Source organism: Psychroflexus sp. ALD_RP9 (assembly GCF_017311165.1).
Taxonomy (GTDB): domain Bacteria; phylum Bacteroidota; class Bacteroidia; order Flavobacteriales; family Flavobacteriaceae; genus Psychroflexus.
Window position 1 is genome coordinate 1,414,397 of the sequence record NZ_CP062973.1, and the last position, 13,560, is coordinate 1,427,956.

At 34.5% G+C, this 13,560-nt stretch carries 8 protein-coding genes; all 8 read right to left on the reverse strand.

Features of this window, described 5'->3' with window-relative positions; all coding sequences use genetic code 11:
- Position 1: 1 nt before the first annotated feature.
- The 8 genes from IMZ30_RS06665 to sprA all read right to left on the reverse strand — a co-directional run bounded on the left by IMZ30_RS06665 (position 2) and on the right by sprA (position 13,558).
- Entirely contained in the window at positions 2 to 988 is a 987-nt protein-coding gene (locus tag IMZ30_RS06665) for a cytochrome c oxidase subunit 3 (RefSeq protein WP_207037554.1), read from the reverse strand.
- A gap of 42 nt (positions 989 to 1,030) precedes the next feature.
- Complete coding sequence (locus tag IMZ30_RS06670; protein WP_207037555.1) at positions 1,031 to 1,606, reverse strand: heme-copper oxidase subunit III; 576 nt, start codon at positions 1,604 to 1,606, stop codon at positions 1,031 to 1,033.
- Positions 1,591 to 2,502, reverse strand: a complete 912-nt coding sequence (gene cyoE, locus IMZ30_RS06675; RefSeq protein WP_207037556.1) for a heme o synthase — start codon at positions 2,500 to 2,502, stop codon at positions 1,591 to 1,593. Before cyoE ends, IMZ30_RS06670 begins: the two co-directional genes overlap by 16 nt.
- A gap of 90 nt (positions 2,503 to 2,592) precedes the next feature.
- Positions 2,593 to 4,683, reverse strand: coding sequence for a gliding motility protein RemB (locus tag IMZ30_RS06680; protein ID WP_242529640.1), 2,091 nt, complete (start codon positions 4,681 to 4,683; stop codon positions 2,593 to 2,595).
- A 108-nt stretch (positions 4,684 to 4,791) separates the two neighbouring features.
- Positions 4,792 to 5,502 (reverse strand): energy transducer TonB, encoded by a 711-nt coding sequence (locus tag IMZ30_RS06685; RefSeq protein WP_207037557.1) that lies wholly within the window; start codon positions 5,500 to 5,502, stop codon positions 4,792 to 4,794.
- A 42-nt stretch (positions 5,503 to 5,544) separates the two neighbouring features.
- Positions 5,545 to 5,865, reverse strand: a complete 321-nt coding sequence (locus IMZ30_RS06690) for a VanZ family protein (RefSeq protein ID WP_207037558.1) — start codon at positions 5,863 to 5,865, stop codon at positions 5,545 to 5,547.
- A 64-nt stretch (positions 5,866 to 5,929) separates the two neighbouring features.
- Complete coding sequence (gene gcvH, locus IMZ30_RS06695; protein WP_207037559.1) at positions 5,930 to 6,307, reverse strand: glycine cleavage system protein GcvH; 378 nt, start codon at positions 6,305 to 6,307, stop codon at positions 5,930 to 5,932.
- A 15-nt stretch (positions 6,308 to 6,322) separates the two neighbouring features.
- Entirely contained in the window at positions 6,323 to 13,558 is a 7,236-nt protein-coding gene (gene sprA, locus IMZ30_RS06700; RefSeq protein WP_242529641.1) for a cell surface protein SprA, read from the reverse strand.
- Positions 13,559 to 13,560: the final 2 nt, after the last annotated feature.

Here is a 13,560-nt window from a genome sequence, read left to right on the forward strand (position 1 = left end):
TTTATACAAGATAGAAGAATGTGAAAACGAAAACCCAAACAAGGTCTACAAAGTGCCAATAAAGACCAACTTTTTCTACCATTTCGTAAGAGCCTCTTTTCTCGTAAGTGCCTATAAGAACATTAAAAAATATAATTATTAAAATCACTACACCAGAGAATACGTGAAAACCGTGAAAACCAGTGATAAAGAAAAAGAAGTCTGCAAATAATTGTGGTCCATATTCATTTCTAGTAAGGTTAGCACCTTCAACCACTCTAGTTACTCGATTATTAAGATATTGTTCAGCTTCAGCTCTATCTAAAATCGTTTTTTCACCTGCTTCATTTAGTTGCATTGTTCTGATCGAATATTCGCTTTTTTGCATAAAGCCAGCCTTAATTTCTTCTAGCGTAACACTTGGCTGTTCGTTACCTGATTGATACCAGATACCATTATTGGCTTTATGTTCTCGATCTATTTCAGTTAGTGGGACTGCAATATCATTAATTGAAACTCGATGGCCGTCATTATCAACAAATTGAAGTATATCGCCACCTTTTGTTTCTATAGCGCCATATTCGCCTTTGATAAAGTTTTTCCATTCCCAAGCTTGTGAGCCTAAGAATACAATACCACCTAAAATAGTCAGCGCCATATAGGTAACTACTTTGTTTTTTTTCATATGATGTCCAGCATCAACGGCAAGCACCATTGTTACAGATGAAAAAATAAGTATGAATGTCATTAAGGCAACATAATACATTGGTGCATCCACACCATGTAAAAAAGGGAAGTGATTAAATACTTCGTCGGCGATAGGCCATTCATTAATAAATTTAAATCTTGAAAAACCGTAAGCGGCTAAGAATGCTGAAAAAGTAAGGGCATCTGAAGTGATGAAAAACCACATCATTAACTTACCGTAGCTTGCTTTAAGTGGCTTGCTGTCTCCGCCACCCCAAAGTTTACCTTCGGTTCCTGTTTTAGCAACAGTTGTAGACTCCATAAAATTAAATATTAGTTAGTGCAAAAATAGACAAAAAAGTTTTTATTTAAAGAAATATAAAAACAAAAACAAATAGACCCATAATGCATCGACAAAATGCCAGAAAGTCAAGCCTAGCTCAAAACCTAGCATATTTGATGCTGTATATTTTTTTCTAAAATGATTATAAATTACTACAAGTAGGACGATTAATCCGCCAAGAATATGTGCTAAATGGGCAACAACCAACACATACACAAAAGACATACGCACGTTACTAGCTGCTCCTGTAAAGTGGTAGCCGTCTTCAATAATTTGATCAAAGCCAGCAAATTGCATGTAAACAAAAAGAGCACCCAATATTAGGGTGACTAGCATTAAACTGTTGGCTAGACTTCGATTGTTATTTTTTATAGCAGTTTTTGCAAAATGAAAAGTAAAGCTACTTATAATGATAATAATGGTACTATATAAAAATAGTTGTGGTAAAGCATATTCTGAAAGCCAGTCAGGACGACTTTTACTTACAACATAGGCACTTGTAAGACCAGCAAAGGTCATTGACATGCTGATGATGCCAAACCATAGCATCATTTTTTTAGCTTTAATTTGTTTTTTATTTCTTAAATCTCCATCCATGATCGTACATATTTATCAGCTACGTAAACTATTTGAATTAAAGTGATGTAAGTAACGCTCGCTAACATTAACTGCTTTGAAGCTTTTACTTGTTTGGTTTTAAAAAGTTTGATTGCTTTTAAAAGCATATATATTCCTAAAGCAAATATAATTATTGCTGAAATTGGCGTGATGTAAAAATCTCCTGTAACACCTAAGACTGGAATTAAAGACACAATAATCGTCCAGATGGTATACAGAATTATTTGTACAGCGGTTCCTTTATCTCTTTTGCCAGTTGGTAGCATAAAAAAACCACCTTTCTTGTAATCGTCATATAGCCACCAACCTAAGGCCCAAAAATGTGGAAATTGCCAAAAAAATTGAATCATAAATAGGGTTCCTGGTTCGATACCAAAATTTCCGCTTGCGGCTACCCAGCCAAGCATAAACGGGATTGCTCCAGGAATAGCACCTACAAACACAGCAAGTGGTGTTTTTGTTTTAAGTGGTGTGTAAAGGCTTGTGTAGATAAAAATTGAAATTGCACCAAACATGGCTGTAATTGGATTGATGATGTATAACAAGTAAATCCCAATTAAAGTTAAAATTGAAGCAATTATAAATGCATAGGTTTTAGACATTCTACCAGCCGGTAGTGGCCGTGATTTAGTGCGGTCCATTTTAGCATCTAAGTCTTTTTCGATAATTTGGTTATAAGCATTGGATGCACCAACCATGGCATAACCACCTAGTGCTAGGTAAATAATGTGCCATAAATTAATTTGCTCTACACCAAGTAAGTAGCCAGCTACTGAAGAAAAAACCACACTAACTGCTAATCTAAACTTCGTTATACTCTTGAAGTCAGCTATAAAATTTGGTAACGATCTGTGTGTGGTAATTGATTTTGACAATCTATAAATACTTTTTTGCAAAGATAGTACGAAATTAAGAGATGTATGCCTCAGACGTTCGTTAATATTTACACAGAATTTTAAAGCCTTTTAACGGTCGTAGTACCAATTAAATAAATCTGTTCTAAAACCGAAATTTAACCAAGTTGTCGTATTATCAAATACCTTTGAAGTATTTGTACTCGCATTAAAATCTCTATAAATAAGTGAGGTGTATAACTTTAAGTTTGTTTTAGGGTTAAGTAAGTAGCCTAATTCAAGCTCACCAATAAAAATATTAACGGTATTGCCTTGACCTATTTTAACATTATTTTCAAAAGCGCGATCACGTTCATTTCCGAAAATAATACCACCATAATAAGGGTCAAAGTTCTCGTTGGTTTCTAGGCCGCGTTTACCAAAAATCAGTTTTGTATGCCCATACCATCTATCTTTTCTATACCTAGCAATACCAATTAATTCTCTGAAATTAGCGCCCCATTGATGAGCCAATGATTGGTTGTTATGACCGTAATTAAGTACACCTGTATTGTGGGAATAGGTATAAGGTCTTACCTGATTATATTCTACTTGAAGCGTTAAGTCTTTAACCTTAAATGCATCAAAATATTTTACACCAAGTTGGTAGCCAAGCTTATTTTTCCAGCTTTGTTGACCACCAAATACAGCATCACTTGAAAACTCATCTATAATAAGCTGTCCATAAGAATTAATTTGGTCTGTCCACTTATATTTATAACTAAGACCAATCAAAGCATTACCGCCTTCAGAACCTGTAGAAAACTGAATCATTTGGTAAAGTATAACTGGATTCAAGTAGTTGAAGTCAAACCCTCGATTATTATCGTTTTCCCAAATGACCGACTCAAAAAGACCAAGATTTAAGCGTTTAGTAACATTGTAGCTTAAATGGTGAGTTGCCATAAATTTAGTACGATAAGAGCCATTATCATTTACAGCGCTTCTAATGTCGCGTAGTGAGCGCCATGTATTTGTATATTTTAGTTTCCAAACATTAGTTTCAATTTTAAAGTATGGATGAATAGACGCATTGTCACTTATAAATAAAGATCTATATCCATCACCGATGAAGTTTTGACCATGCCCGAGTGTAAATCTGAAATATTGACTAGGCTTGTAGCTTATATAGCCTTCAGCGATTGGGTAGTCATACGCATCTTCTCCAAACCTTTTGGCAATTCCTCTTGATGGAATCGTTGCAGGGTTGCCATCATAAGGTCCAATCGATTCTGCATAACGATTAAAATAATCGGCAAAACGGCCTTGACTTTCGTAAATAGCTGTAAATACATTAATTTTTTTACCAAGTTGTCCTTGAATAAAGGCTGCTCGCGTATTGTTGTAGGTGTAATCACTATTCGAGTCAAAGTCTTTTCCTAGTTGTAAATCAGCGCCAATGTTAATAGTGAACCAGTAATCTTCTCCTTTTATGGTTACTAAGTCTTCATTAAAGAATTTTTTTCCAAACCAAGTATCAGTCTCAAATCTTAGTGTTTCTACATTATCTTTGAAGCTGTAGTAAGGTTTTACTTCTTCATAAGAAAATGGTTTTGAAGCTGTATGAGTATTGGTCCCAATCATATTCATTTGTTTGTCGAAACGATTATAAACCTCATGTGAAAACGGAATATTTAGCTGACTATCAAACTGTTCGTCATTAAATTTTTGATTTTTTAAGCGATCGTATTCTAACTTTAGAGGATTAGTTTTAATCTCGGTTGAAGTTTTGTTGGCCGTGCTATTTGTTTGAACTAATTTGAAATTTTCGCTTAATTCAAAAGGTACTTTAACAGTAACATTATACCTTACAAATCGCGGTTTTGCATTATAAGTTGCGGGTTTAATTTGAGGTAATTTAGCGATAGCTTTTTCAAGTTGGCGTTTTACTTTAATATTTGAAGTATTAATAAATATTGGTTTAAATACGCCAGCTGTATCAACCTCAAATAATAGTTTAGCTTCAATAAGTTGAGTCGTATCTAAATCGTTTGGGTGACTATATTTTTCCTTTAATTCTGAGATAAATGTTTCATTAAAGCATTTTTTAGTTGAGATAGATTCACAATTTTCGAAAACAGGATAAGTCTCAAGCTTTTTTTGGGCAGTGCTAATAAAAGTTGCGTTTAAGGCAAGAATTAAAATAAGTCGATTCAGATTCATGGTAAGTTTAAATTAGTTCGTAAAGATAACAATTCTACTTATTACTAATTTTAAAAAAAAAGCCTAGGTAATTAACCTAGGCTGCATTAAATTATTGAAATTTTGAAGTTAATCTCTAACTTGAAAGGTAATAGGTAATGAGTAAATAACACCTACTTTTTGTCCACGTTGTTCACCTGGCTTCATTTTAGGTAACTTTTTAATTACACGTTCACCTTCACGTTGTAACCTTGGATGTGGAGCTCTAGCACCAACCTCTACAATATCACCGTTTTTATTGATTTTGAATTGAACATAAACACGGTTAATACCTGATAATCCCAAATCTGAAGCTAAACCTGTATTAAACTCATCATTTACAAACTCCTTTATTTTTTCACTCATACATTTTTTCTTGTCCTTAGCGTTTTCACAACCAGGGAAAATAGGTGCTTGCTCAATGACCATAAATGACACATCGCCAATTTCTTCTTCAACTTCTTCAACTTCTTCAACTTCAACTACCTCATCTTGGTCTGTATCGGTTGCTTCAATGACAACTTCTTCAACTTCTTCTTCGTTATCAACGACCTCGATTACAGGTGGTGCTGGTGGTGGCGGTGGTGGCGGTGGCGGTGGTGGTGCTTGAATTTCAGTGATTGGTACATCTTCTTCTTCAAGCATGTTTAAATCTACCTTGCCAGTGTCTATTTGCTCTTTATCGTATGTTTTCCATTCGATTAAGACCAACGTAATCCCCAGCATAAGTGCTAAACCAATTTGAAAGAAAAGAAAACTTTTTCTATTCAAATCTTTTTTAGGATTCTTTTTAGGTTCCATAGTTAAATTTTAGAGGTTACTAAAGTATAAATTTTCAATTTACTAATTAAATTTTAGCCATTTAATTTTTAATTTCTCTAACAAGATTGCAAAGACTATAGCTGCTGATATGCATCCAATAGAATTAGCAAACATGTCGTTGACGTCAAAAGTTCTATAACTAGTTATTAATTCTTGTAGAAACTCAATAACAATGCCAAAAAGTATAATTGAAATACAAATACTTAAAATAAACTTAATTTTAGTATGTTCTTTAGCTGAATTTAAATAAAATAAATTCCATGCTGTGCTTAATATGAAATAAGCTATGGCATGATATACCTTATCAGAATTTTCAGTGCCAATGCTAGGAATGTTACTCATTCTAACTAAAGATAGAATTGCTATACCACAACTTATGATTAGGGCAACAGCAAAACTGATTTTTTTATCCGATATGAGCTTTGTAAGCTTCAGCATCCATTAATTCGTCTAATTGCGATTTATCACTTACTTTTACTTTAATCATCCAGCCATCGCCATAAGGATCTTCGTTAACTTTTTCTGGTTCGTCTTCTAGACTTTCATTAAACTCTATTATTTCACCATCAACAGGAATAAATAGGTCAGACACTGTTTTAACGGCTTCTACAGTTCCAAAGACTTCATCTTTATCTAGGGTTTCATCAACAGTTTCTACTTCAACGTAAACAATATCGCCAAGTTCACTTTGAGCAAAATCTGTAATGCCAACAGTAATCGTATCACCATCAATCTTAATCCATTCATGGTCTTTAGTATACTTTAAGTCTTCTGGTAAATTCATATTTTTAATTTTTATTTAGTTTCCAAAGTTATATCTAATTGTAAATCCGCTTCTAATAGTTGTTTGCGGGAAAATGGTTGAAATTGCATTTTTAGAAAACACATGGTCGTAAAAGAAAATAGCCGTTAAGTTTTTTGTAAAGGCATAATCTGCAGTAAAGTTAATAGACCAAATATCTTGACCAGCGGTTATTCTATTATTTTCAATATCTAAAGAACGTATAATTGTTTCATTTCGGCGTAAAGAAACATCGGCTTTTAAATTTAAATCGCTACTTAAAATTCTTCTGTTGCCTTCAAACTGGGTTACAATTTTTAAATCTTTAATTCTGTAGCCAAGACCAACGATATATTCTTCACCAAGCATTTCTGTTAATAAGCTATTATTAAAGCTTAAAGATAATGCCCTATCTTTTTTATATTCGGCTAAAATACTGACCGAATTTTTCATTTCAAAATCTATTTTCAATAATGGTGTAAACTGTTCTATTAAATTAACATTCGCTATAATCAATTCACTGTTAAAATTACCATTTTGATCTAGGTTAAATTCACTATACGGCGATAACCTGTTGTATTGTAAATTACTTTGGAACTGGTTAACTGTAAAACTCGATGAGTAAGCATGCTGAATTGAAAATCGTGTAAAACGCTCTTTAAACCAATTTAACCGCATTAAGCCTGTGTATTTTAAATTCCAATTAGGCAATGGTGTGTCTCTGAAGGTTTTTAAGCTTGACTTTGAAGCATCTTCTCCAGTGTAAGCAGATAAAAACGACGGTAAAAGAACGTCTTGGCTATTTGGGCCAAAACCAATCGGATAGCCGTTTTCGTCAAGGTTATCTGGATTGTTAATATTTATACCTGCTCGTGTAGCAAGGCGGTTGGCAATGATTAGCCTATTTTCTTTAAATTGGTCAAAGGTTGCAGAAACATCTCGGCTACTTGGCTGAAATGCTGTCCTAATCATATTAGTAGAAATATTGAAATTACCAAAGCTATACGGCGTGATAGATTGGTACTGTAGTGTATTTTGGTCAACACGAAAGTTTTCGGTATAGGTTTCTGAGTATAAGCGGTTAGCAATTAAATCTATGGTTAGACCTGGTAGTAGTCTAATACCAGCTTGAATATCGAGTTGCTCGTTTTGAGTTTTTGTGTACTCTTCATTAAAATCTTGATACATGGTTAACCAACCTTTTCTTGCTGCTATTTCACGTACGTCATTTTGACTTCCAAATGTAAATCCAGCCGTTGGCTTAAATGTTCCGCCAAAGCCAATACTATTGGTATAGCCTGGTAAATAGATTCCTTCTGTATTGGCGTAGTTAACTTGAACTCTATCTACAGCAGTCACTAAGCCAATTAAGGTATTAAAGGCTTTATCTTTTACGCTAAGTTCAGTAGGTAGTTGTTCAGCTTCATTTGTTTTTTTCTTTTGGTTAGCTTGCTGAAGTCTATTGTTTCGTCTTCTAACACCTCTTTGATTTTGTGTTTGATTTTGATCGCCTCTAGCTCTTTTTTTCTCTAAACCAAGGTAACTATAAAGTCTTGACATCGTCAGTGTAGCATTTAAATTATGAGCAGACGAGTTTTGAACCGAATTTCCTAGATCTGGAATATTGTCTAGGCCTCGTAAAATTTCAGAGCCTTTTTGCCACATAAAATCTCCTGTATAAGAATATTGAGCTCTTACAAAACTTAAAAACGGAAGCTTTTCTAAAGGTAAAGTATAATTAACCTGAAGTTTTTGATAATGCCTATTAGGTGCACCAAAATTTAAAAAGTCGTCCCAAACACCAACTGAATTATCTTGGTTATTATTCTCATCAATAAAATTTCTAACAATACGGTTGGTAGAAGAGTTGAAGTTAAAATTCAAATTATCGGTTAACTTATAATCAATAGCATATTGCCAATCGTAAAAGTAGTTACGTTGATATAATTTAGGTGTGCCAATACTACCTGGCGGAAGGTCTATATTTCTAAATTGTAATTCATTGTACTGCCTATTAATGTTAGATGATGCAGAGATTGAAGTAGGTAACAAGTTAATGTTAAAATCTTTCAACAAATTGAAATAAGGGCTGTTGAGCAACTCTATGTTTTTGAAAGGTTCAACTTTTAGCGGTTCAACTTGATATTCATAGGTTAGACTTACATCAACGCTTTGGTCTTTAGATTTTTCTACTTCGAAGTCACGATAGTCTTCTTGATTATAGGTGCCTGAAAATGTAAAATTTTCTACGTCATAAGGCATTGGTGTACTATCATCATTGGTTCGGTCTTTTCGAAGGCCAATAACACTCACACTTTGTCTTCTTGTGTAAGTTTCTGCGCGTTCTAGTATTTGGTCTTCTGTAGCCTGGTCTTGTGCATTGTCTAGTAAAGTTTCAAGTTCTAAATCTAGGTAAACAGGATCAAACTGAGGTGTGATTAATTCTTCTCCACGACTGTAGGAAAACGGAATTTTAATGCCCCAATTTTCGGGTAAAAGTTGGCCAAAATTTAAGCCTGTAACCACATCATATTGTTTCACATCTTCACGACTACGTTGATTTGGGCCTTGTTCAATACCGCCAAAACCAACGGTGCTACGTCTACCTGAAGCAGAAATATTTGCAAAATCAGCAAAATTCGTGTCCATGTTTGCAACAGCTGCCCAACCGCCTTGGTTTTTAAGTCCAGAAAGCCTTAACTCGTTAAACCAAACATTACCTGATACATTTTGGCCTGAAGCATTCCTTAAACCAAGCATTAAAACTCTAATGTTTCCAAAGCTCGGATTACCTTTAATGCCAACTCTTAATTGACCTGGTGTAACTTCAGTAGAAGGTGATAAGTCTTCGTTAAAAAAGTTTAAATCAAGATTGCTAAGTGCATTATTGCCTAATACTATAGATTTAATTTCTTGAAGAAGATTAAGCGGTAATTTTAAGTCGTTTTCTTCAGGCCAGACACCACGAGCTGTTATATCTGAAGGATCGCTAACGGTAAGAGGAATTTCAACTTGGTAGAAGTTATTAGTAAAATCAATTCCCATTCTGATGAATGCCACCAATTGATTATCCTGCAATTGCGGATTTGGTGCAGGTAAAGCTTCAGCATGTAAAAATAGCTCTAGGTTTTCATACTGCCGCATATCAATTTGGTAATTTTTAAACACACCACGCGAATCTTCTGATTCTAAGTTTTTTACAATTAAAGCTAAAGATTTTTCGTCGTCTCTAACGGTTACATTATTATTAACTAGTTGTTCTCTAACAACGCCAGGTGGCGTTACATAAGTAGAAGTAATTTCTTCACTTACGGCTTCAACATTAAATTGTGTATTTGAGTTTAATTCAGGATCGCTTCCGTCAGGTACAATTGCTTGGTCATAAGTTAGATAATCGCCCCTAACTAAATCTAGTGATCCGAATCTTAAAATTGTTTCTTCTTCAAAATCTGTTAAGAACATTCGCATGAACCGTACTGAACGTAAGTCTGAAATGCCACCAATAGCAAATTCTTGGTTGGTGCGTAATGGTACTCGAAATTGAACCCATCTTGCTGGTATTTGCTGACCATTTGGTAAAGTGGCATTAACTTCTCTTACATCAGTAATATAGTCTCTATTAATGCCTGCAATATTACTTGTGTTATTTTCTACACTCATGTTAGGAAATAGCGGAACCTCATACTCGAAATAACTATCTATCGTGTTCATGGTATTGTCGCGGTTAACATCTTCAACATCAGGAAAAGCTGAATTACCACGATTGTTCTGAGTCACTTCAACTGGGTTATTGCCTTGTAGTCCATTATATTTTTCGTAACGCTCTAAAATACCGCCATCAGCGTTTAAATAAAAGATAAAGTCATCTTGTGATGGGTCTTCAAAACCAGCAAATTGAGGGAATTTTTCTGCTTCATCTATATTTGTGAGTCCATCTAAACCAACATCTTGATTAACTCTAGCTTGGCCTTCAGAATCGAAAGCATAAACCAAAGACTGGCTACTCGGAACTTTTGCGAAGTTGGTACTGATAGCATTCGAAAAGCCACCATCTTCTGGTAAACCATTTTCGAATTGTTTTCTACCATCTTTCAAAATATCTTCAGAAATACTTCCGAAGTTTAAAACCACTTTACCGCCGTTGTTGTTTGCGTTTTCAGCATAAATGAAAGGATCCATCACCCAAAATTCAACAAATTCGACATTAGCTCGTTCAAAGTCGGTAGTTTGTAAGCCACGCATGATTCCACCAAAATTTTGAGATGGGTCAGGCAATTGCCCGTCGGTTGAAGCTGCTGGATTATAATTGTACATTCCGCGATTACTTGGTTTGTAGTGTAAGTCAAGCGAAAATATAGTTTGAATTTGACCTGGTACTAAATCGGTATTAGGAAATAATTCATTAATTAAAATACGGCGTGAATAGTATTGTGATAAGTCTTGGTCTGAAATTCCTTCAGGTCTTTGAGAGCTGTAAAAAATAGGGTCTATGGTATACCAATTTAATTTTGCTCTATAATTATTGATACTAATATCATCATTAACATCATAATTTCCACCAGTGTCATTAGGTCCACGAAAACCAACAGGTACACTAGAAAGTGCCCATGCATCAGGGTTTAAAACCGAAATTGATGTTTGTGAGCCTTCAAAATCATCTACATAAGTGGTTGCTTCACCACCAAATTCATTTCCTTTTGGAGCACCAGGCTTTAAGTAGGCAAATTCGCCTCTTAAAGAGAAACGCGACTCAACATCGGTATCTGTATTAGGTAATTTATTGACTAATCTTGTGAAAAAAGGGACCTCAGTATCGTATTTAAAATTGAAGCCGTAGATAGAATTATTAATAGGCTCGGTGTTATAGTCTGCTTTTTGAGTAATTGGGCGTTCATTAAGGTTTAAAAATGTTGCGCCAAGTTGAAGTTCATCACTGAAGCGATGTTGCACATCAATACCTGTAAAGCGTTTGGTTTGTCTGCCAAATAAGGCATTGTTTTCAGTTGAAATATTAATAGGCGTATTGGAGGCGAGAAGTGCTTCATCTAAAATATTAACGCGGCCAAGTTCATAATTTACGGTATAATCTACACCTTCTTGAAGTTCCCGACCACCAGCTGTAACTGTAACAGAACCACGCGGAACATTAAAAGCACCAATGGGTATACCATCACTGCCAGAGGCTTTGTAGCGACCTTTTAACTGAAACTTGTTTTTATCGGCACCTTGTTGTTGTGCTTGTGTTTTTGTAGTTCTGTACAAACTTCTAAAAACATATTTAGCTTGGTTACCATTGTAAGTATTTATATCATTATAGTCTTCTGTACCTGTATTTGGTGTATTGTCTAGTTTATTAAAAAGGTATTCGCCAAAAGGCTCAACTTTTGTAAACTTAATTAAGCCGTTTTGAGGGTCTATTGTAATGCCAGTAACAAAGTCGAAAAATCCATCGCCACCGTTAATAGGGTCGTTATTAGCGTTTAATTGGTCAAAATTAAATACCTTTAGTAAGTTTTGGTCTTCTACGTCTAAAGGTAAAGCTTCATTAGCGTTTGGTGCCTGAGTGATAAAGTTAACAGGTTGTGGGTCTGTGTATAAAATATTAAATCTAAAACCATCTTGCTCAAGTTGCGTAGCTCCTAAGCTATAAAAGTTTTTCATCATTAAATCCCAAACAGGCTCGTTAACATTAGTGATTGGGCTTTTAAGCATTTTAACCACTAAGTTTTGGCTCTGAGGAATTTGTTCACCTTCTATGTTTGGGTTTTCGGTTGTTTCAGTTGCTTCTGGACCACCATTGGCAAATTCACCAACCCTAAAAACTGATCCATCTGTAGTTTTATATTCAAAAGCAACTCCAAGTATTTCATCATTAGACAGACGCTGATTTAAACTAATATAACCTAATTCTGGATATAATGTAAAATCATTTTGCGTTAATTCTCTAGCATTTTCTAGTATAGCATAGTCACGGCCTTCGCTTACAAAACTATTAGCTTGACCGAAACCTTGGTTAACAGTTGCAATGTCTCTAATATTATCGGTCAATAAAGATGTGCCGTTATTGATGCCAAGTGGGTTAAAATCGTTGTTAGCGTTATCTGGTCTTCCGCCAGGATTATTAATAAAGTTCGGTACAGGTGATCCTGTGAGGTTACCTTGGTTATCTATGAAAAGACCAATATTCTGTGGTTGAGACTCACCAATATCTTGTATAGCTACAATATTTCTAGCGTTAGAAAAGGTTTGAGAGTTGTTGGTTCGATTGGTGACCCAAACTTGAATTCTTGTGATTTGGAATTTACTATTTATAAATGGGTAGTTTTCTAGCGCCTCATTGTATTGGTCACGAAAATACTGTGATAGGAAAAAGTGCCTATTTTCATCATAATCTAAAATAAACTTATCAAAATCACGAACTGTTGCGCCACCTTCAACACTTACATTTTGGCGTTCTGAATTTAATTCTGAAAATACACCTGTAATGGTTGTTTTTCCAAATTGAAGTTCAGTTTTTACACCAAATAAACTCTGTGCACCTTCAATTAATGAACTGTTAATAGGCATGTTTACATTACCAACTTCAATTTTTCGAATAATATCGTCTTCGGTTGGTGTATATTCTAGCTTAATTTGATTTTGAAAATCAAAAGTTGATTGTGTATCATACTCAGCGTTAACTTTTAAACGTTTACCAACTGAAGCTTGCATCCCAAAGCTAATACGTTGATCGAAATCGAAAGTTAAGTTGCTTTGGTTTCTTGGTGATATAGCAGGGTTATCTTGTTTAGAGTATAATATTCCTAAATCTATTGCAACAGAGCCTCGAGGTATGACTTCAATTTTGTTACCCCCAAAAATGGTTTCGAAAAATGAATTATTGACATAAAATATGGGAATTAAGTTTTTTTGTTCTTCATCATTTTTCCCGTTAGCTGCATCAGTTTTTTGTTTAAAATAGGCCTTCAGTTGTTCTTCAAGATAAAGATCTTCAAATTCTTTACGCGTTAAAACTAAAGGATACTTTACATTAACATCTCCTACTTTTTCAGTATAAATGTACTTATCTAAAATGGGGTCATAAGTGTATTTTTTTAAGATACTTGATGGATCTTCCATAAAAATACTACCGAAAGCGTAACCTGTTTTTGTGCTATCTTGATTGTTTTGTGCATTTATCGTTAAGCTACAAACAACTAAGCTGAAAAAGAGAAAATAGTGAGATTTAAATTTGAGAAATTTAGTTGGTTTCAAAT